The organism is Sporofaciens sp. JLR.KK001, from assembly GCF_036941055.1.
Lineage (GTDB): Bacteria > Bacillota > Clostridia > Lachnospirales > Lachnospiraceae > Sporofaciens.
Genome location: NZ_JAYMNO010000001.1, coordinates 1,284,224 through 1,305,180, shown reverse-complemented (window position 1 = coordinate 1,305,180; position 20,957 = coordinate 1,284,224). Strand labels below are relative to the sequence as shown.

The 20,957-nt window shown below is 49.0% G+C and carries 14 protein-coding genes and 3 pseudogenes; 4 read left to right on the top strand and 13 right to left on the bottom strand.

Annotation, left to right across the window (positions count from 1 at the left end; translation table 11 throughout):
* Positions 1–85 precede the first annotated feature (85 nt).
* On the top strand, positions 86–958 hold the full coding sequence (locus tag VSQ62_RS07075) for a DMT family transporter (protein ID WP_334633972.1): 873 nt from the start codon (positions 86–88) through the stop codon (positions 956–958).
* 41 nt (positions 959–999) lie between these two features.
* On the opposite strand, the gene VSQ62_RS07070 is transcribed toward VSQ62_RS07075, so the two are convergent.
* From VSQ62_RS07070 to VSQ62_RS07035, 8 genes and pseudogenes are all read right to left on the bottom strand, one after another.
* Positions 1,000–1,263 carry a DUF1294 domain-containing protein gene (locus VSQ62_RS07070; RefSeq protein WP_334633971.1) on the bottom strand — a complete coding sequence of 88 codons (264 nt, stop codon included), beginning with the start codon at positions 1,261–1,263 and terminating at the stop codon, positions 1,000–1,002.
* 2 nt (positions 1,264–1,265) lie between these two features.
* On the bottom strand, positions 1,266–4,967 hold the full coding sequence (gene addA, locus VSQ62_RS07065; RefSeq protein ID WP_334633970.1) for a helicase-exonuclease AddAB subunit AddA: 3,702 nt from the start codon (positions 4,965–4,967) through the stop codon (positions 1,266–1,268).
* Positions 4,967–8,311, bottom strand: coding sequence for a helicase-exonuclease AddAB subunit AddB (addB, locus tag VSQ62_RS07060; RefSeq protein ID WP_334633969.1), 3,345 nt, complete (start codon positions 8,309–8,311; stop codon positions 4,967–4,969). The genes addA and addB overlap by 1 nt, the downstream gene beginning before the upstream one ends.
* 125 nt (positions 8,312–8,436) lie before the next feature.
* Positions 8,437–9,312, bottom strand: a pseudogene (locus VSQ62_RS07055) (xanthine dehydrogenase family protein molybdopterin-binding subunit); the annotation flags it as partial.
* A gap of 12 nt (positions 9,313–9,324) precedes the next feature.
* The gene (locus tag VSQ62_RS07050) at positions 9,325–10,689 is read right to left on the bottom strand and encodes a xanthine dehydrogenase family protein molybdopterin-binding subunit (RefSeq protein WP_334633968.1); all 1,365 of its coding nucleotides are present in this window, start codon (positions 10,687–10,689) and stop codon (positions 9,325–9,327) included.
* Between the two features lie 12 nt (positions 10,690–10,701).
* On the bottom strand, positions 10,702–10,923 hold the full coding sequence (locus VSQ62_RS07045; RefSeq protein ID WP_334633966.1) for a hypothetical protein: 222 nt from the start codon (positions 10,921–10,923) through the stop codon (positions 10,702–10,704).
* A gap of 259 nt (positions 10,924–11,182) precedes the next feature.
* Entirely contained in the window at positions 11,183–12,001 is an 819-nt protein-coding gene (locus VSQ62_RS07040) for a DUF3879 family protein (RefSeq protein ID WP_334633964.1), read from the bottom strand.
* The gene (locus VSQ62_RS07035) at positions 11,976–13,484 is read right to left on the bottom strand and encodes a sensor histidine kinase (RefSeq protein WP_334633963.1); all 1,509 of its coding nucleotides are present in this window, start codon (positions 13,482–13,484) and stop codon (positions 11,976–11,978) included. Before VSQ62_RS07035 ends, VSQ62_RS07040 begins: the two co-directional genes overlap by 26 nt.
* Positions 13,485–13,759: 275 nt before the next feature.
* Here VSQ62_RS07035 and VSQ62_RS07030 point away from each other — a divergent pair, with 275 nt between their 5' ends.
* Positions 13,760–15,451: an AIPR family protein gene (locus VSQ62_RS07030; protein ID WP_334633962.1), complete on the top strand. Its 1,692-nt coding sequence runs from the start codon at positions 13,760–13,762 to the stop codon at positions 15,449–15,451.
* 9 nt (positions 15,452–15,460) lie between these two features.
* On the opposite strand, the gene VSQ62_RS07025 is transcribed toward VSQ62_RS07030, so the two are convergent.
* The 4 genes from VSQ62_RS07025 to VSQ62_RS07010 all read right to left on the bottom strand — a co-directional run bounded on the left by VSQ62_RS07025 (position 15,461) and on the right by VSQ62_RS07010 (position 19,286).
* Positions 15,461–16,171: a LytR/AlgR family response regulator transcription factor gene (locus VSQ62_RS07025; RefSeq protein WP_334633961.1), complete on the bottom strand. Its 711-nt coding sequence runs from the start codon at positions 16,169–16,171 to the stop codon at positions 15,461–15,463.
* A 37-nt stretch (positions 16,172–16,208) separates the two neighbouring features.
* Positions 16,209–16,505 carry a hypothetical protein gene (locus tag VSQ62_RS07020; protein WP_334633960.1) on the bottom strand — a complete coding sequence of 99 codons (297 nt, stop codon included), beginning with the start codon at positions 16,503–16,505 and terminating at the stop codon, positions 16,209–16,211.
* A gap of 31 nt (positions 16,506–16,536) precedes the next feature.
* Complete coding sequence (gene ltrA / locus VSQ62_RS07015) at positions 16,537–17,835, bottom strand: group II intron reverse transcriptase/maturase (protein WP_004070134.1); 1,299 nt, start codon at positions 17,833–17,835, stop codon at positions 16,537–16,539.
* 455 nt (positions 17,836–18,290) lie between these two features.
* A complete protein-coding gene (locus VSQ62_RS07010) occupies positions 18,291–19,286 on the bottom strand; it encodes an ROK family transcriptional regulator (RefSeq protein WP_334633959.1) in 996 nt (331 codons plus the stop codon).
* A 239-nt stretch (positions 19,287–19,525) separates the two neighbouring features.
* On the opposite strand from VSQ62_RS07010, the pseudogene VSQ62_RS07000 reads away from it, so the two are divergent.
* Both VSQ62_RS07000 and VSQ62_RS06995 read left to right on the top strand, forming a co-directional pair.
* Positions 19,526–19,870: pseudogene (locus VSQ62_RS07000) on the top strand (transposase); the annotation flags it as partial.
* A gap of 117 nt (positions 19,871–19,987) precedes the next feature.
* Positions 19,988–20,484 (top strand): annotated as a pseudogene (locus VSQ62_RS06995) (lysozyme family protein); the annotation flags it as partial.
* Between the two features lie 101 nt (positions 20,485–20,585).
* Here VSQ62_RS06995 and VSQ62_RS06990 read toward each other — a convergent pair.
* On the bottom strand, positions 20,586–20,711 hold the full coding sequence (locus tag VSQ62_RS06990; protein WP_334637591.1) for a hypothetical protein: 126 nt from the start codon (positions 20,709–20,711) through the stop codon (positions 20,586–20,588).
* Positions 20,712–20,957: the final 246 nt, after the last annotated feature.

The window sequence follows — 20,957 nt, the reverse complement described above, 5'->3', positions numbered from 1 at the left end:
AGCTGTGTACTGCTATAATAAAAATGCTGTTTCAGGATAACAGTTCAGGTATTCAAATATTTATACTTCGGGAGGAATACAAGATATGAACCAACAAAAGAAAAGTCTGCTGTCCGTACATATCGCCGTACTCGGATTCGGCTTATCAGGTTTGTTCGCAAAACTGGTCGGACAGCCGGCGATCGTGATCGCCTGGGGAAGAGTCGTCTTCTCTTCCATATTTTTATTCATATTATTAAAGGCACGGAGACAGTCCATAACATTAAACTGCCGGAGAGATTATCTTCTCCTTGCATCGGCCGGGATCCTCCTAGCGATCCACTGGACAACCTTCATGCAGTCCATACAGGTTGCGACCGTGGCGGTGGGAACCTTGACCTTCTCGACCTATCCGCTGTTTGTCACCTTTTTGGAGCCTTATTTTTATCATGAGAAATTACAGAAAACAGATGTGGTCTGCGCACTTATCATGCTGGCAGGAGTAATGCTGATCGTGCCGGAGTTCCATCTTGACAACTCCATGACGCAGGGCGTGATCTGGGGAATGATCGGAAGCCTGTCATATGCGCTGCTGTCCCTGATGAACCGGAGATTCTCAGGCAAATATCCCGGGACGCTGGTATCGCTGTACGAGCAGGGAACCGCCGCCCTCGTGCTGTTCCCTGCGCTTTTTATCCTCCTTCCCGCGTTCACCGCAAGAGACATCGCAGGACTTCTGATCCTTGGTATCGCATTCACCGCGGGATCTCACTCCTTATTCATCAGCGGTCTTAAGCACGTGAAAGTACAGACTGCAGGAATCATATCCAGTCTGGAATCCGTATACGGGATCCTGGCGGCGCTTGTGGTCCTTAAGGAAGTCCCCGGCCTAAGAGAGCTTATCGGCGGCGTGATCATCATGGGAGTAGTCTTCTACTCTACCCTGGCTTCCGCCGGCGAACAGCACACCTCCGACTGACGGCAGCATGATTCCGTCCATCATGCGCCGTTATCACGTTATCATAAAAAGCGGAGCATCACGGCCGCCGCGCACTGCGCCGCCAGGATCACCGGAAGCCCCACGCTGAACTTCGGATGGCGCGTCTTATGCCGGAATACCTTCATTCCGGCATATGCGCCTACGCTTCCTCCAAGCAATGCAGCCGCGATCAGCGTCTTCTCCGGCACTCTCCACTGGTGGTGCACCGCGCACCATTTATCATATCCAAATATCCCAAAACCAACGGCATTTATCACGGCTAGATACATTCCTCCAATACTCATTCTTACACCTCTACCTCCTGTCCGATCGTAAATGAATAGATGATCTTCTCCTTTATCTTCTTCTCTGTCATCTGTTCCAACGCCTTTCCATAATAATCAAGCTGGGCATGATATTTCTCCGCCAGTTCTTCTGCCCGGAAGACCTTATCCGTCTTGTAATCCAGCACCACAAGACCGTCCTCCTCTTCAAAATACACGTCGATGATCCCCTGTACCAGGATCAGCTCTCCCTCCTGTTCCTCAGGATAGATCTCCCTTGCATCCACGCCAAGGACAAAGGGCTGCTCCTTCCATAGCTTCCCCTTCTTCGCCGCCTCCTTCATCCTTTGGCCTGCAGAGCTCTTAAGAAAGCGAAGGATATCCTCTGTCCGGATACAGTCCGCCATCTCCCGGCTCATCTTTCCTGCTTCTTTGAATGCCTCTGCCGCGGCGCTCAGATCATCCGCGTCATATTCCAGAGAGAAGTCAAGAAGCTCCATCAGCCTGTGGTACGCTGTACCTCTTGAGGCGCCGGTAAGCTCTTCCTCTTCCTGCAGGAATCTCGGGATCAGCGGCACTACATCCGGCTCCTCGTAAGGTGTCTCACCGTTTTCCAAGGATTCCTCCCCTAAGGATTCCAATAAATAGATCCGTTTCTTAAGCTCAGACACTGTAAACTTAAGCTTCTGATTCCTGCTGTCCTCATAAGGGTAACGATAGGCAAACTGCCTTTCGATACTCTGATTCATCTCCGTATCATAGACTCTGTCCGAATCCCAATTTTCCAGAGCCGCCCGGTGAAGCCTGCCTGCCGTCTCCTCCGTCACCTCTTCCCGCACGATATCCTCGAAAGTCAGAACTTTCCTTACGATCGGTACGTCTTCCTTCACCCTCATAAGCGCAGGAAGAATCCAGTCCCAGTATGTGACCGCTTTACTCAGCCGCCCAAATGACAGCGCTTCCTCCTTGCGGTTCCTTACCATCTCATATCCGGCCCATTTTTTCTCCAGATTCGATATGGTCCCTGTAATGATCAATTTCTCCTTCGCCCTGGTAAATGCTACATACAGCACCCGCAGCTCTTCCCCAAGACTATCCAGCACCTCTTCCTTCTGCATGGCTTTCTTGATAATACTGGGACTCTTGGTTCTCTTCTCAATATCAATGGCATCCAGCCCCGCTCCCATCCTGGAGTGGAGGATGACGCTGCTTCTCGCATCCTGCATATTGAAGCGTTTCCCCATTCCCGAAGCGAATACAACCGGGAATTCCAGTCCTTTGCTCTTGTGGATGGTCATGATGCGCACGGTATCCGACTGCTCATCCTCTATGCTTGCCTCTCCGTAGTCCACATTATACTTCTGAAGCTGCTCGATATAGCGCACGAAATGAAACAGCCCCTTATAGCTGGCCGCCTCAAAACTCCTCGCTTTCTCCACCAGCATATCCAGGTTCGCCTTCCTCTGCCGGCCGCCCGGCATGGCGGCAGTCAGGTCCCCGTATCCCGTCTCTTCCAAGATCTTCCACAGAAGCTCGTGCATCGGCGTATAGGGAACGATCCTCCGAAACCTGTCTATCTGTCCCAGACAAGCTTCCAATTTCCCCCGGACCGCCGGATCCTTCCCCTCTGCGCGGTAGCTTAAAACAGCCTGACAGAAGGGAAGCCCCCTGTACTCTGCCCTGATCACCGCCAGCTCTTCTTCCGTCAATCCGCCAAAGGATGAGGCCAGTACCGCTGCCAACGGGATATCCTGCCTTTGGTTATCAAGAACCCGCAGATAGTCAAGCAGCACCCCGATCTCCTGTGTCGCAAAATATCCTTCCCGCGTTCCCGCGTAAGCCGGAATTCCTTCCCGGTTCAGCACCTCGGTAAATAGATCGGCGAAGCCTTCCACACTCCTTGTGAGGATCACGATATCCGAATAGCGGACCGGCCGGAACTCTCCCGTCTTCTTATCGATCACCTGATGATGCGACCTAAGTTCCCGGATCCGGGCAGCGATCGCCCTGGCTTCCAATTCCCGTTCGCCGATCCCTCCGGAAGTCTTCCCTCCCTCCGGATTCCGGGCGGCTTCCTCCTGCTCATTCACATCGCTGTCAATGATCAGCACCTCCGTCTCAAGATTCTCACCTTCTTTATAATCCGCCCCCACGTACAGCGCCGCCTGGTCGTCATAGGCGATCCCGCCAAGCTCACGGGTCATGATCTGCCGGAAGATATGATTCACACTGTCAAGAACCTCCCGTCTGCTGCGGAAGTTCTTATGCAGGTCAATACGCTGTTCTGCCGGCGCAGCCTTCTCAGACTCCAAGGCGCCGGAACCGGTCTCATCTCCCGGTTTATCTTCCTCCGGCAGCGCATATGTATGAAACTTCTCCATGAAAAGCTCCGGCCTTGACAGGCGGAACCGGTAGATACTCTGCTTCACATCCCCCACCATGAAGATATTATAGCGCCCCTTAGATACCGTAGAGATACTGGTAAGGATCGTCTCTTGTATCAGGTTGCTGTCCTGGTATTCATCGATCATGATCTCCTGAAACTGTTCCTGGTATTCCTTCGCCGCCGCAGACGGTACAAAGCCTTCCCCGTCTTCGCCTCTTTCTGTCAGGATCCTGAGCGCATACTGCTCCATATCGGAGAAATCTATCATATTCCGGGCGCGCTTCTTCTCCTCGAATCTCTGTGAGAACGCCTGCACCAATCCGGCAAGCTCTTCCATCGCCGGACGGCACGCCTGGATATCCAGAAGCATCCCTTCCGCATCCTGATAGAAATACTGCTCCGCCAGATCTTTCACGATCCCCTTCACTTCATCCCGTATTGCCTTAACCCCGGCCACTTTCTCCTCCGATACCGTCTTATCCCGGTTTGCCGCAAGCCGCACCCAGGAAATCTTAGCCGCCGCCCTGCACATTTCCTCAAAATCACTGACAGATATCAGCTTCTCTATAATCTGCTGATCCTTAAAGAGCGCCGTTTCATAAACCGCAGGTCCGTCCGCTTCCTGACAGAGGGCGATCCCGGCCTCTATAAGCTCTGCCGCTTCCTTAAGATATCCCGCCGTGTTCTTCATGATCAGCCGTATAGAATCGCTTGCCTTAAGCTCTTCAAGCGTATCGATCTGATAAGACCTCACACAATCCCGGATCCATCTATCGGCATCCGGATAGCTCCGGGAGTATTCATAGATCTTAAGGATCAGCTCTTCGATCTTCTTATCATTCCTCCCACTTCCGTATGCAAGGGTAAAATCAAGAAAACGCTGCTCTTTCTGCTGATACTTCTCCTCTAATACCTCTCTTAGCACATCCTGCCTAAGCAGCTTCAATTCACCCTCTTCGCCCACACGGAAGCCCGGATCAATATCGATGGCATGAAAATGATCCCTGACCACAGACAGACAGAAGCTGTGGATCGTGGTGATCCGGGCATTGTGGATCAGCGTCGCCTGCTGCTTTAAGTGTTCGTTATCCGGTTCCTCCTCAAGCTTACGCTCTATGGCATTGCGGATACGCTCCTTCATCTCTGCCGCCGCCGCCTCTGTAAATGTTACGATCAGCAGATGATCCACATCCACAGGATGGGTTCCTGAAGTCAGCATCGCAATGATGCGCTCCACCAGAACTGCCGTCTTCCCGGAACCTGCCGCCGCCGACACCAGGATATTCCTGTCTCTTAATTCGATGACCTGCCGCTGTTCTTTCGTCCATGCTACGCCCATCACTTACTCCTCCCCTCTTCTGCCATCATTGCCGCAACCGCTTCTTCCTTGCTCATCTTCCCGATATCCCGGTATTCATATCCCGGAATCTTCATATCAAATCCGCAGATATGCCGGTACTGACAGTAATCACAGCCCGTCTCCTGCCCCTTCCGGTAAGGGGAAACTTCCGTCCTCCCCTCAAGAATTCCCCGATGTGCTTCCTTAACCTTCCTTGCCGCATGCCGCATCATTAGCTGAAACTCCTCCTCTGGTACTGCCTTCGAGTTCTTGGCAAGGCTACCGTTCTTATTATATTTGATCGGAACCGCAAGAGACTCCCCGCTCTGGCAGCGATCCATATGCAGGAGCACATCGTCCTTAAGATTGATCAGCCCGTCCGGTTTAAGCTCCTTCAAGATGGCTTCCTCTTCCCCCCCTTCCTTCTTCTTATCCACCAACGGATCGTGGATCCGATAATAGAACACTCCTGCCGGAACCACCTCACGGTCAGGATAAAGCTGCTCCTCAAGGCTGACTGCCGCATCCATATAAACCATCAACTGCAGCTGCAGTCCATGATACAAGGAGACCACATCGAAAGCCTTACTCCCAGTCTTATAGTCCACCACCTTCACGTAGACCTTCTCCCCCTCTTCATAAGTATCGATCCGGTCGATCTTCCCGTTCGCGAAACGGATCTCATTGGCAGACGGACGGAAATCCCCCGCCTCAAGCTGCTTAGTCAGCGCCCACACCGTCCGCTCAAGCATCCGTTTCATACGAACGATCAGATATTCATCCCGGGCAGAACTATAGAGGATCGCATTCCCGTAATCCGTGACGGCTTCCTCCACGCTCTCTTCTATATACTGCCTTCTGGCATCCTCCGAGACAACCGTCCAGTCAAGGCCGTCCTTCTCAAGCTTCTTCGCATATTTCTCCAGGGCGCTGTGACACACGTTACCCAGATCCACCGCCTGAAACTCATACTGCTGCCTCTCTCTGAGCCCAAGGCCGTACGTCAGGAAATGTGCAAACGCACAGACCGCAAACCGCTCCATCCTAGTAATACTGTCCTCAAAATCCTCCCCGTAGAGCCTCCTTGCCACAGCCTGGGTCAGACCATCCGCCGGCCGGCGGTAATACCCTGCCGCAAGCAGCTCTTCCACCTTCTCCTTCCAATTTCCGCTCTTCTTATACCAGCTATACAGCTCCTTCCACACATCATCCATGCCGTTATCAAGACTTCTGAGCCCCTGGATCAGATACTCAAGCCCCATCTTCTCTGTCAGCTCCCGCTCCTTAAGCGTCTTCTCCTCCTCGTCCACAACAGAAAGCAGCGGATACATCCTCCTTAAATCCTGTATCAGATATGCCGGACGGATGCTCTTGCCCTCCGCGGACACCTTACTATAGTAGATCTTAACCTTCTCCGAGGGTTTGGTCAGGTTCGAATAGAGGTAGAATTTCTGGATATACGCTCTCTCCTTCCCGCCCGGCGCCAGCGCCAGCTTCTCCTTCTGGAAATGCTCCCGGTCCCGCTCGGACAGCAATCCTGTGCGAAGCAGCGCCCCCGGAAGCTGCGAATCATTGGCTCCAAGAAAGAATAACGCACGGATGTCCTTAAGCCTGGTCCGCTCCACATCTCCAGCTACCACCTGATCTGTCCCCGGCGGGATCACGCCCACCCGCGCCTCCTCAAGCCCCGCGTCCAGAAGGCGGCAGTATTCCTCAAGACCAACCCGCTCATCTCCCAGAAGCTCCACAAACTTATCGAATAACTCCACAACAATCCGGTACACCTGAGCATATTCTTTGGCAAGGGCAAGCTCCCCCATCGCCTGGAATTCTTCTTCCTGCCTCTTAAGCCTTACCTGAAGCTCCTCTCTGACCATGAACTCATATACTGCAAGCGTAATATCCCTGACCGTCTTCTGCCTCTGCTTTAGCACGAACATCAGCGGATCTGCCTTCTCCACCAGCAATACCCGGAAATGATTCATGCGCTCCAGATCCTTCGCACTCATACCCTTAATGAGACGTACCCATCTCTCCTGCCATCTCTTATATCCCTTGATGCCAAGGCCCAGGACATAATTCTCCAGTTCATCCACTTCTTCGAAGGTAAAGCCGGCAAGATTCGTCCGAAGGAAACGGAACACACTCTCATAGGTGAAGTTCTGCTCTGCCATATTGAGAAGGCTCCGGATATATTCTACGAAGGAATTCAAAAGCACACTCCTCTTGTGATCCATGAATGCCGGTATCTCATACAGATCAAACGCCCGCTCAAGATAATCTCCGTACACATCCATATTGCTTACGATCACGCCGATCTCCCGGTAACGCATCCCCTCTTCGCGCACCAGACGCCGGATCTCCCCCGCCGCGGCCAGCGCTTCCTCCCTGGGATTCCTGGCGGCGTGGATGCTCAACGCGTCTGTTTCCTTGTCAAATGTTCCGGCTCCGTAGCGGAACAGGTTCTTCTCCAAGAACGCAAGCGCTTCGTTACCGCTGAACCGATATACCGGCTCTTCGTATCTGCAGATCGGTTCTTCTATCTCAATTCGGCTCTCTCTCGCCAGAGAAACCAGTGTAGTCACCATATGCTTGCTGAGCGCAAATAACTGATATGGGTGGCGGTACACATACGGATTCTCCCTCTCATCCATAGTCACCGTCACCATAACCTTGCGGCATCTTCGCATAAGCTTAAGAATCAACCGGTTCTGCACCGGCGTAAAGCCTGTAAACCCGTCCAGAACAACGGTGCTGTTCCCCAAAATTTCCGACTGCCCCACCATACGGTTCAATACATCCAGAAGTTCCTCCTTCGTGATATATTTCTTCTCAAGATACTCCGTAAATCCCCGGTACAGGACCCCGATATCCTTTAATTTGTAGTACAGCCTGGAATCCTCGCCGATGGTCTCCATCACCTTCTCTAACTCCTCCTGCCCGATATCATACTGGGTGAATTCGGAGATGACGGACTTGACCTCGCTGATATAGCCAAGCTTCTTCATATTCCCCTTCAGGATACACAGCTCATCCTCGTAATCCCCCGCAAGCTTGCGAAGGATCAGATTCTTCCCCTCATCGTCAAGTACGGGAAGCATCTCCCCGCCGATCTCTTCGAATACGCGGTAAGCGAGCCTTGCAAAGCTTAGGACGTCGATGTTCATGATCCCTTTCCTTGGATGCATGGTAACCAGGTCCTTCTGCGTCTGCATGGTAAACTGCTCGGGCACAAGGACGATGTAATTCTGCTTCGGGCAGCGCATAGATTCCTCGATGATATGATGATACAGGTGATATGATTTGCCGGAGCCTGACGGCCCGAATATGAATTGCAGGGACATATGCTTTCCTCCTCATTTCATGGTATTGTTTTATTGTACTATACATATTTTCCAAAAACAATCATCAAAATATACCCTGTGCAGTTCCTTGTTCCAAACCGCACAGGGCATTTCTATCCCGCAAATTACCGTTTTTTGATACTGTGTCCTAACGCCACCTGCTCCAGATTCGCAGGCAGGTTCCTGATTCTGCGTCCCGTTGCGTCCGCGATCGCGTTCACGATCGCAGGCGCAACCGCACAGGTCGCCGGTTCTCCCAGCCCCTTTGCACCAAGCGGTCCATATCTTCCCGGAATCTCCAATACGATCGGCGTCGTCTTCGGCATGTCAAGTGATGTAGGGATCAGATAACCGTCCAGATTACGATTCATGATCTGTCCTTTATGAAGCTCCACCTCTTCCATAACGGCATAACCTACCCCCATGCTCACACCGCCCCGGATCTGCCCTTCTGCTTCCGCCTTGTCAAAGGCATGTCCTACGTCGTGCACAGCGAAGAATTCATCGACGCTTACGAATCCTGTCCGCGTATCCACCGTTACCTCCGCAGCCGCAGCCCCGTATACATAGGAGAGATATGCGTCGCCGACACCGCAGCTCTTATCATATTCCAGGGGCGGGGCCGCATAATATCCAAGGGCATTCAGATGATCGCTCGCTGCGAACACATCGCCGATCACCTGCTGAAGCGAAACTTCATTGTCCGGCTGACCGGCCGCAATGATCTTATTGTCCTTAAACTCTACTTCCCGGGTATGCAGATACTTCTCCGCATAAGTGATCAGTTTCCCGCGCAATTCATCTGCCGCCCGGTAGATCGCACCGCCGGAGAACACCGTTCCCCGGGTTGCCACCGTCGGTCCCGCATCTGTAAGGAAGGTCGTGTCCACTCCGCTGTAACGGATCTTTTCATGGGGGATTCCCAAAGCCTCGTGAACGATCTGCACCACCATTGTACTGCCTCCCTGGCCTACCTCCGCGATACTGGAACAGACCGATACGCTTCCATCCGTCTAAATAGAAACCATTCCGCTGGCGGTATCGATCCCCTGGCCTGCCGCCCCGAAGGATTCTCCTCTGTGAAGCAGCGATATTCCTAACCCCTTCTTGCTGCGTTTGTGCATCTCATTATATTGCCGGATCCTTTCGCGCCGCGCCGGGAAATCCACCACATCTTCCAATGCTTCCAGACACTCGGGGAGAGTAACATCCTCCATGATCTGGCCGAACGCGGAAGGTTTTCCATTTTCCAGCATATTCAGCTTCCTGACCTCAATCGGGTCTTTCCCCAGATATCCTGCTATCTCATCGATCAACATCTCTGAACAGAAGTCCACCTGCGGGGAACCAAATCCCCTCAGCGCATCCGAGTAGACCTGATTCGTATATACGCTTACTGCTTCTGTATCGATAGCAGGGACACGGTAAGGTCCGGAAGCCTCGATCGCCATACGGCTGGTAACCGGGAATGTCTTACTGGTATAAGCGCCCCCGTCCAATGTCAGCCGGATCTTCATCGCAAGCAATCTGCCCTCTTCATCGAACCCAACCTTATAATCTGCAAAAAGCGGGTGACGCTTCGTGCCTTCTATAATAGATTCCTCCCGATTCAAAACCACTTTGCACGGACGTCCCAGCAGGCGGCTTACCAATGCCGCCCGGGCGGATGCCATTGCAATATCATAATTCTTCCCTCCGAAAGATGCGCCTATAGTCGTCAGCACGACACGCACATCCGTAAGCGGACATCCCAGCGTCTCCGCAACTACCTTTCTGATGGGAAACGGACTGTTCACCGGACAGCGCACCAGCGTTTCCCCTGTGGCAGGATCATAGGAAGCCACCGCCGCCTCCGTCTCAATACACACATGCTGTACCCGCGGAGTCGTATAACTGCGGCTGATTACGTGCGGAGCCTCGACCAATGCTTTCTCGGCATCTCCCCGCCGGGTAATATACCTCGCGATACGATTTCCCGTCTCATGAACCTGTGGAGCATCCGGTTCCAATGCCTTCGTTGCATCCAGAAGAGCCGGGAGCTCTTCATATTCGACCCTGACCCTCTCTGCCGCATCTTCCGCAGCAGAGAGGCTTTCCGCCGCTACCAGCGCAACGCCGTCACCGATATAACGCACCCTCCCGAGACACAGAACAGGCCGCTCTCTTGGCAGCGACGGGATGCCGGGGATATCCTCAGCCGTAATGATCCGTATAACTCCCGGCATCCGGGACGCCTCCTTGCAGTCGATCGAACGGATGATTCCATTCGGCACCGTGCTGCGGACAACCTTGGCGTATACCATCTGCGGCAATTCAATATCATTGGCATAGACCGCCCTGCCAGTTACTTTTGCTAAAACATCTTTACGTTTATTCATTGCACTTTCCTTTCACCCATGCCGGAGCGCCGCCCAGATGAGCGGAAGTCCGGCTCCGATCTGCAGGCCGATCCCCTTCATCCGGATCGGGAATACCTGTAAAAGTGTAGCCAACGGAAGCGCCTGTGCCATCTGCGGCATCCCTCCGTTCAAGTCAAACACAAGATCATGCTCTTTCTGTCTTTCGTATCCATTTTTTATCTCCTTTTCATTTCTACTCCTTTTTACTTGCATGCCGTACCGCCTGTCTTTTTACATCGTTCAGTTGTCTCCTCCCTCCTCTTCTTATATTTTCCAAACAATACCGGCTCAAGATTGCAAGGATTAAGCATGCATCTTCCATGTAACAAAAAAGGAGCCTGCGACCTTTGTGAAAGGTCGACAAACTCCTTGCTTCTGAATACGATTTTGTTATATTTTTATTGTAACAATTTTTTTCTATTATGTCAATATTTTATTAAAAATATCTATACCAAGCATCTATATCGTCTCTTTACATCAGCATATTGATCAGAAAGCTATTGTCCCCCTCCTGCTTCTCATCATCCGCATTCTGGGCGACCTGGCCCATGCGCTCCTTCGCCTTCGCGAGCATCGCCTTGACCTTCTTGACCTCATTCTCGTCGCACATATCGTTGGCAAGACCATTCTCACAGTCTGATAAATCCTTTTTCAGAAGGCTTATGACCATCTGCACCTGCTCCGGCGTCTTCGCGGAGGCAAGCTGTCTTGCACGCTTCCCCTGGTTAAATCCAACCTTGCCTGAGGGCTTCTTCTCTTCCTCCGCACCCTGCGTCTGATCGGCGCCGATCTGCAATTCGTCAAACTGATTCTCCTTCAGGAGATCTGAATCCTTCGCATTCCCTTCCGTATTCCCCGGCTTCTCTGCCATGATCTCTGCAATACGGTCTCCCGCGAAGATCTCGTCAAGCAGTCCTTCCGGTATCGGCTTCCCGGCAGTCCATCCCGGCACCTTCTCCTTGATCGAATCAGAAACCTCCTGCGAAAGCTTAAGTCCCAACTGCCCAAGTGTCCAGCACGCAGACAGCCGGTCCTCCCTGTCGAGCGTCTTGTAATACTCATTCAAGGTTCCCTGGTAGGCTCTCTCCTCTGCCGCATTATCTCCCGACATCCCGTTATACTTATAATATGCCTGCTTCACATTCTTAAGAACATGCTCCTTCATCTCATCGGACACATCGATGATCTTCTTATAGTCCGATCTGCCGGTAACCAGCATCCCCTCCACCCCATATGAATTCTTGAAATGTCCGGATCTTAAATCCTCAATTGTGTTCAATACTGCCTTCATCTTGCTCTTCTCCCTTCATTATCATATCATTTCGTAACATTACCGCCAGGATAAATGTCCTGCCTTTCACCTTCCAGTCAACCGTCCCCTGGTATTTCTCTGCCGCGCTCTTGATATTCATCATCCCGATCCCATGTATCTCCTTGCCTTCCTTATCACTTACCGGGAACTCCGCCTGCGGCTTTCGCCTCACACTGCCGTCAAAACTATTCTCAATCTTCAAAAGCAATAACTGCCCTCTGACCAAAGCTGCCAGCCGGATATATGTTTTCGCCGACGCATCTCTCTTCTTAAGCTTCACGCAGGCTTCCATGGCATTGTCCAGCGCATTTCCAAGAATCATACCGATATCATAGCTTCTGATATGCAGCGCCTCCGGAAAGAGCAGCCCCTCAGCATTCAGTTCAATCTCCGGTATGCTGCGGATGATCTCGTGATATTTCATATTAAGGAGGGCGTCCACAACCGCATTCCCCGTCCGGAATGCAGGCTCCATCTGATCCATAGTCTGATCGATCTCGGACAGATATCTTTTAAGCTCCTTTGTCCCCTGTCCCTCGCTCACCGAAGCTAATTGCTGAACGACAGCCAGAGTATTCCTCATATCATGCTTCATACTCTGAATCCCGGAATGGAGCCGTTCAATCTCTCCGATATGCTCCTTAAGACCTTCCACCTGTTTCTCCAGAACGATCCGGCTGTTCTTCTCTCTGTTCAGCTTCAGGATATCCTGGATGGACTTGACCCCGTACAGGACCGATGCCAGAGACAGCAGAAGAATCGCCGGAAGCACAGCCATCAGTACCGGATATCTGTGGTATAGGAATTCCTGGGAATTCTCTTCCACTATTACGAATGTCACCCGCAGCAAGGTACACAGAAGCAATGCCGACAACGCCGGAATCAGGATGAACAAAAGCTGCGTTCTCGGCATATCAATATCCTTCTCCCGGTAATCCCTCACAATGCGCCTAAGAGAACCCCGGATCAACAGAACCGCTATCATGATCTGAAGGAAATGCATCCCTGCCACGCTGATTTCTGACAGAAGCCGGAAGGTCTCAAGCTTCGTGAACGTTCCCGTCTTCAGACACCAGTTCCACAGGGAGAGTAACAGGCCTGACGGCCAGTCCATCAATATGACTGCCAGATAGACGCTGACGCCGATCACAGCCTGGAATGCGACCGCAAGGAAGCATGTGACCGCATGGCGCGCCTGATATAAGAAGAGCGCCAGAACCGCAAGAATACAGAGCGACACCGCCTGCTTCCCGATCACGGCACGGCTCTCATACTCTGCCGGCCAGATCACATAAAGCAAAGTCCGAAGCAGCGTATAGGATACCGCCGCAATGAGACCGCCGCACCGGCCCTTCACTCTGCACTCCAGGAAGCTTCCGAAAAAATACTGCAGATAATATCCCTGAGCCAGAAATAATACAAACTGCATAAAAGAAAAATAGAATTCCATCGGTTTAGACACAGGATACTCCTCACTTTCAAAAGAGTTTCTTATGTTAATATCGGCAGAGTGATCCGTTTGTATTGATAAAATGGAATAAAACGACCGTTTTTGGGAATAAAATACTGCCGCTGCCTTTTCACACCAAAAAAGTACAATTCACATCAATGCCGGGGATAAGAAGTAATGACTACACAAAAACTCTTGTAATACTGAAGAAAATACACTATTATATTCTTGTTGTATTATATATAAATGTTTGATCATGTAATGAATCTTAAAGGTAGGTGTCTATAATGGATATAGCAAAACAAATCATTGACCAAAGAATAAATAAGATATTAGCAGATAATCAGGAAATTTTTACGGATAACGATAATGAGAGAAATCGTTCCAAAGCATTTTTGCTGCTAGGAGTTGCTGCCTATTTAGACATTGATCTGATGGAGGCAGTACAGTTTTTGACTGATGGGGGAAACGACGGGGGATTTGACGCAGCTTATATTGTAGAAGCACAGGATTCACAATTAAATGTAGTATTGTTCCAATTAAAGTATTCAAGAAAACTGGATAAAGACAGTAATTTTCCGGCTAATGCAGTTGAAAAAGCTGTGAATACCATAAAATGTGTGTTTGATCCTTCTACGCATATTGAATTAAATGTACAGAGCAGAAAAAAAGTAGAAGAGATTCGATCTTTTATATTAGACGGTGCAATTCCATATGTGACATTCGTGATGCTTAATAATGGTCTGGCCTGGAATCAAGAGGGTCGAAATCATATTAATAATGCTTTTGCAGGTCAGAGCCAAGTTCGATTTGAGCATTTCTCCCATATTGATATTATGCGCTATATTAATAGGGAACAAGTTATTAATACACAAATTTCTTTGAGCGGAAAGGCTATTCAGGAAAATTTTAATTATAAAAGAGTAATTCTCGGACGTGTTTCCGTAATGGAAGTATACAAATTGATGGAAGAATTTGGGGATAGTCTGCTGGAAAAAAATATCCGTCGCTATTTAGGAAAAAATGTAGTGAATGATGGAATCACAGAAACTCTATTGGATACAGATAAACGTCAGAATTTTTTCTTTTTCAATAATGGGGCGACAATGATTTGCAAAAAATTTAGTTTTAATGCGTTGCAAGAACAGAATTGGATGGTTAAAACGGATGACTTACAAATCATAAACGGTGGACAAACATGTAAAACGATACATCAAACTGTAAAAGAAAATCCCAATCTGGATTTTTCACAGACATATCTGTTAGTACGTCTTTATGAAGTGGAAGACACTGAAAATCCGGGTATCATTCAGGATATTATATATGCGACAAATAGCCAGAATCCGGTGGACTTTAGAGATTTAAAATCAAACGATGAATGTCAACGGATTTTGGAAATCGGCGCACATGATCTGGGATACGTCTATAAACGAAAGAGAGATAATACATTAAATATAAATGCGATACCATCGACAGTCGCGGCTGAGGCTGTCTTCGCAGTATGGCGGGAATGTCCGCATTTGGCAAATTATAGACGTAATGAATTTTTTGATAAATATTATTCATTGATTTTTGATAACCTGAATGCTGCTCAGATGGTGGTTGCTGTACTGATATTTCGTTATTGTGATAATAATAGAAAGAAAGAGAGTGAACTGGATGGAATTAAGGAGCACCGATTGTATAGTCAATATTTTTTGTCATATATGATCGGTAAGCAAATATTAAAAAAGTCAGGTATTACATTGCAAAAAATCACTCATATTAATTTTAATGAAATAAAAAATTACTTTGAACAAAACAAGGAATTGATGTACAGTAAGGCAGAACAGGCAATGGTGAATATCCTAAAAGACTATTTTAACAATGAAAATCTGTCGGAGATAGATGGACGAACGATGGCGGCAGCATTTAGGCGATTTGATATCATGGAGCGATATCTGAAAAATGAAATGTGGTGGGAAGAAAATATGGAATGAGAGTATCCTTTAGACACAGGATACTCCTCCGTTCTGTAAAAACCACATATAGGCCTTCACGAATTCACCATGCTTCTTCTTAGTCAGATAGACCGTCCCGCCGCCGGCAAGACTGATGCTGTCCGCACTGTACTCCACGATATACGCCATGTTGACCAGATATCCCCGATGACACCTGTAGAAGCGCTCATCCAGTTGCTCCTCCAGCCCGCTCATGGCGGCATAGATCTCTATCGTCTCTTTTACCGTGTGGATCTCCGCCTTCTTCGCCTTGCTCTCTATATATAAGATATCGCCCTGATCTATGGTAAGGCTTCTCCCCTTCGTTCGGACGAAGAGCTGCCTGCGCCGCCCATCCTTCTTCTTCTTCGCTTCCCCGACCGCCCGGCCGAGAACTTCGCGAAGCTTCCCCTCATCTATCGGCTTCAGCAGATAGTGAAACGCCGACACATCGAAGGCTTCAAACACGTACTCTTTCATCCCTGTGACAAAGATCAGTACCGTATCCTCCTGCTGCCTTCGAAGCTCCCTCGCCGTATCGATCCCGCTTACGCCCTCCATCTTGATATCCAGGAAAATGATATCGAACTTCGTATGAGCGGCAAGCAGGCCTTCTCCTGCGGCGTAAGACCAAACCGTGCAATCCGTGAAATATCTGTGTATGAAGTTCTTGACCTGTTCTCTGATGATCCTCTCATCATCGACAATCGCTATATTCAAAGTCTCACCTTCCGCTTTCGAAAACCTGTTATTTGCATTATATCTTAAGCGGTTCCCTATAAACCGCTTCAAGCGCCACATGTATCGCGCCTAAAACCCCCTCCTGATTCTCCAGCTCAGAAAACACCAGCCTAGGAGGATATGGTACGTGTACTGCAAGCATCTCACTCCACTTCTCGGAAAACAATCTGCCGATGCTGTTCCCAAGTCCGCCGGATATGATAACCGCTTCCAAGTCCAATACTGCTGAAATATTGATCAGCGAAATTGGTAAGTAGGTAAGTCCCTTACGGGGCTTACCCCTCTCAGAACCGGACGTGCAGCTTTCCCGCATCCGGCTCCCTGCAAAGCTAATACATCTACAACTATCCGTATATACTTACATAGATACGTGGTCGGACGAGTGGGAATTGTCTCATCAATTCCTTATATCCTTCCTTTGTATAGCTTCTTCTCTGGCTTCTTCTATTCAGCCAGTAGAATAACCTGAACCATACTACATTATAGAATGAGTTCAGGCTTCTTGAATTGTCAGTAATTCCGTAGTAATGATAGTAACCAGTTAAGATTTCATTCAGCTTCTTTACTATCTGGTTTATACGTAGAAATCTCATATCTCTTATCGTAGCATTTATTTCCTTGCTTTTCTTTGCTAGTTTTTTCTTACTGGTCTTCCTCTTCACTCTGAACTTTCCCGTTCTTCCATGCGAACAGTAATGCGTGAATCCGAGGAATGTAAAGGTCTCCGGTTTCCCGTCTCCACGTTCTTTCCGGTTCCTTTCTGCAAATCGGCCGAATTCTATCAGCCTCGTCTTTTTCTCCTCCATTTCCAGTCCAAAGTGCATCATTCTGCGCTTTAAATATTCATAGAACATCTCTGCGTCTGTTTTGTATTGAAAGCAGACTACAAAATCATCCGCATATACCACCAGCCCTGCGTACCCTTTCATGATCGGCTGCATTTTCTCCTTGAACCACCACACCAGTACATAATGCATATATATGTTTGCGATTACTGGTGAGCAGACCGAACCCTGTCCGGCTCCTTCCTCTGTCTCTTCATATCTGTAATCTTCCATGATTCCGGCTTTTAACATCCGGCGTACCAGCCTGATGATATTTGGGTCTTTTATTCTTGATTCTATGAACTTTATTATCCATTCATGGTCCAAGTGGTCGAAAAATCCTTTTACATCCGCATCCAGTACCCAGTTTGTCTTTTCTTTTTCCAGCATTCCGTTCAGCTTTCTTAATGCCTTATGACAACTTCTCCCTGGTCGGAATCCCATCATTTCATCATAGAAATGCGGTTCGAACACTGCTTCCAGTACTCGTCTCAATGCTTCCTGCACCAGTTTGTCTTCATAGCAATAGATACTGAGCGGCCGTGTCTTTCCGTTTTCTTTCGGTATCTCCACTCTTTTTGCTGGCTTGGGCTTGTACGCTTTCTTCTTAAGCTTTTCCTCTAATTCTTCCAGATTTTCCTCCAGCCTTGCCCCGTATTCCTCTTTGGTTATCCCATCGGTTCCTACTGCTTTCTTTCCATCCATTTCCTTGTGGCACTCTTTTAATAATTCCTTATTTATCAAATGCCCTATGGACGTAAATACCATGTCTGGATGTTCGCCTGATAGTTGTGATATTCTCGCCAATTTCGTTTCCATAGCTCCTCCTGTCTCTGCGTACAGTCTATGTTTCCTCTTTGATATGACTTTGCATGGCTAGCCTGCGAGGACAGGCATTTCTCGACTTCCACTGTATGTTTTACCGTGTACTATTCGGCCATCCGACTTCTGCTGGCCATTTGCGGTTCTCCCTTCGACAGTTGTTCCGCATACCTGATGTACGCAACTCATCTGGAACCAGACAGACCTCCTCCAGTTGACTTGAAATCCTTGATTGCATGACCAACCTCAAAACTCCGGGGAAGCAACTGTATTCTCGCTCTTAGTGACTACAGTTGTGTTGCTTTCAGTGTATAGGAGCACCTCTGCCTTCCCACTTTCATTTTCATATCGAAGCTATGTGCAGTTATGCCCTGCAATCTCGCTGTCTACGCTTAGCAGACAGCATCTCTGCTGTCCACCCAAGACTCGCTTGGTGCGGTATAGCTTGTACCTTACACCGTAGGACTTTCACCCACCGAATTCCAAGCCCTTAGCTGGGCGCACCCTACATACAAAAATATCTCATCCAGAATAAGCTTCGCATAGACGTCGTTTTTCTTATATTTCTCAATCAGCTTATTGATCTCATCCTGGAAATCAGGCCGCATGATATAGTTCTGGATCTTATCTCTGGATATCGTATTCTCCAACACTCCGACCTCGTCAAATTCTGTCCGAAGCTTCGACGGATCCCCTACCATGAATCCAATCTCTCCCGAAGCCCGGTGTGCCCCCGGATATAATTCACCATTGATGATAAATGCAGCCCCGACACCGACTCCGTAGTTGATCAGCGCAAAATTCTTAAGCTCTCTGCCTGCCCCATGCCACATCTCCCCAAGCGCACCCAGATTGATGCTGTTCTCAATGACGACAGGCACCGTAAATTCTTCCCCGATCTTCGTTCTGATCTGAGCCAGATCGATCGGCGGCAAAAAGGGGGCCAAAGTAACACGGTCTTCTGAAAGAACTCCCGGGACGCCGATACAGATGCTTAAGATAGCGGATTTATCCTTTCCGCTGGCTGCAGCGACATCTAAGAGCATCTCTCTGAGCTCGTCGACAATCCCTATCCCGCCGTCTTCAGTGTTCGTCGGCCTCTCAAGGCTTGACAATTCCCGGCCGAGAAGGTCCGCGAACATCACCCGGATGCGGAACCTCCCAAGATCGACTCCTAATACAAATCCCCGTTCCGCATGATAAGACAGCAGCGTGGATTTGCGTCCCAGGGAATTGTCCCCCTCACCGACCTCCACCACATATCCGATATCGATCAGGCTCTTTACATTGGACGAGACCGCCGGAAAACTCATGCCCAAGTGCCGGCATAAGTCCGCCCTTGACATCGTTCCCCTTGTCCTAAGGCAGTTTAATATCAATATTTTATTTGATTCTCCCAATGCTTCAGGCGTGCCGCCTTTTGCTTCGGGTATACTGTCCTTACTCATAAGACCTCCCCAACGAATATGCAGTCCGCATTTATTGTAATTATTATATCACTTTCATTTCACCGCCGCAATTATTATGTGATCTACCCTATCTGCTGGTACAACTCCACATAAGAATCCCGCATAAAACAAATCTGCTTTTCCAGCAGCGCATCATGTTCTGGATTCTCCTGTATTATCTTCAAAGCATTAACCGCTTCCTCCATAGAATCATACTCTGCTTCCCATATCATGGTATTGACCGCTCCCTGCTTGACTGTCTTTTTCATGCTGTAAACAGCGTTGTTTCTCAACTGTTTTTCAAGCAAAATAAGTCCATGAATTTCACTCCCGGTTTTATCATGGTTCTCCATACCTTTGGCAGGGATTTGAAATGGAACCCACACATCCTCTGCCTGATCTCTGAGGGCGGCTACAGTGATAACGGTTTCTGGCGTAATGTCAATCACTTTAACTATACTTTCCTCCGTAATTCTTTCCGCACCGCACTTCTCAATGTAATGGAAGCCAGGATCGGACACTCTTTTAAAAATGACGATGACCCGTTTGAAGACGATTTTGGAGAAGAAGGTTTTTATATCTTCTAAATCCTTGACCGTCTGTTTTGTATACCTTAAACACATATCTATCTAACATATGTTTTTCTTTGTGTCTCAATAGGTCGGAATTTCCTATAAAGCAGCGAAAGCACTTCCTATACGATAAAGGCGGTGATGATGCAGGAACCTGGGGGGAAAAGGCAGCGACACGATGCAGGCAGCGGAAGGGAGCTTCAACAAGAAGTCCCCCCCATGAGCCGAACGGCATCAAAGACCCCGAATATTCCATCGAGTGCGGCGTGCAGGAATTAAAAGCCGCCCTTGTTTCAGTCGAGGTGGAGAACCCGATTGACCTGGAGCGTATCAAGCTCGCCTTGCAGGGCTACAACTTCGGCAACGGGTATATCTCATGGGCGAAGACCAACTACGGCGGCTATTCCTATGCAAATGCGGTGGAATTTTCCGCAATGCAGGCACAGCGGCTCGGTTGGGAGAAGTACGGCGACACGCAATAGCCCGCCCATGTGCTGCGCTACTACCCATACGGGCGGGCATTCACAAGTGACGGCAATCAAGCCATTATGGAAGTTGCCTTAACGCATCTCGGCAACGAGGGCGGGCAGTCTTATTGGAGCTGGTACGGCTTTGGCGGGCGTGTGTGGGAATCATAAAAATTCGAGAATGGGGTGGTCTATACCGTGGAGGGCAACTCTGGGGATGCCCTAACTATTAGTTGGACAGGGCAAAAGGAAACCAGAGGTCAATCCTCTGGCTGCTCTTTTGCCTTACATATCCCCTTCGCCGTCCCCGCTATGATAGTCAGTTCCGCTTCATCAAAAAAACATCCAATTGACTGCGTAAGATTATTTTTCTTGCCAAAGTCCATGCGATATAATGTTGTAGTGAACATTTACGGTTGCAGACTTGTTATAGTTCATATTGATGGATATAATATTATGGTATGTTGGGCAGTCAGATATATTTGAATATATGGCAGCACAGGAAAGCGAAAAAATAGAACGTATCACTTCGGTGGGTACGGCAGATATCTAAAAAAATCAGATTGAGGGCGCAATAAACATCTATCGGATATGGCTTATTCTGAAAGATACACAAAAGCCTGTTGATATTC

Coding starts and splice junctions, on each gene's coding strand:
- VSQ62_RS07075 (WP_334633972.1), top strand. CDS start 86: ATGAACCAACAAAAGAAAAGTCTGCTGTCCGTACATATCGCCGTACTC.
- VSQ62_RS07010 (WP_334633959.1), bottom strand. CDS start 19,286: ATGAGTAAGGACAGTATACCCGAAGCAAAAGGCGGCACGCCTGAAGCA.
- VSQ62_RS06990 (WP_334637591.1), bottom strand. CDS start 20,711: ATGGACTTTGGCAAGAAAAATAATCTTACGCAGTCAATTGGATGTTTT.
- addA (WP_334633970.1), bottom strand. CDS start 4,967: ATGGGCGTAGCATGGACGAAAGAACAGCGGCAGGTCATCGAATTAAGA.
- VSQ62_RS07030 (WP_334633962.1), top strand. CDS start 13,760: ATGGATATAGCAAAACAAATCATTGACCAAAGAATAAATAAGATATTA.
- VSQ62_RS07045 (WP_334633966.1), bottom strand. CDS start 10,923: ATGCAAGTAAAAAGGAGTAGAAATGAAAAGGAGATAAAAAATGGATAC.
- ltrA (WP_004070134.1), bottom strand. CDS start 17,835: ATGGAAACGAAATTGGCGAGAATATCACAACTATCAGGCGAACATCCA.
- addB (WP_334633969.1), bottom strand. CDS start 8,311: ATGTCCCTGCAATTCATATTCGGGCCGTCAGGCTCCGGCAAATCATAT.
- VSQ62_RS07050 (WP_334633968.1), bottom strand. CDS start 10,689: ATGAATAAACGTAAAGATGTTTTAGCAAAAGTAACTGGCAGGGCGGTC.
- VSQ62_RS07070 (WP_334633971.1), bottom strand. CDS start 1,263: ATGAGTATTGGAGGAATGTATCTAGCCGTGATAAATGCCGTTGGTTTT.
- VSQ62_RS07020 (WP_334633960.1), bottom strand. CDS start 16,505: ATGCGGGAAAGCTGCACGTCCGGTTCTGAGAGGGGTAAGCCCCGTAAG.
- VSQ62_RS07040 (WP_334633964.1), bottom strand. CDS start 12,001: ATGAAGGCAGTATTGAACACAATTGAGGATTTAAGATCCGGACATTTC.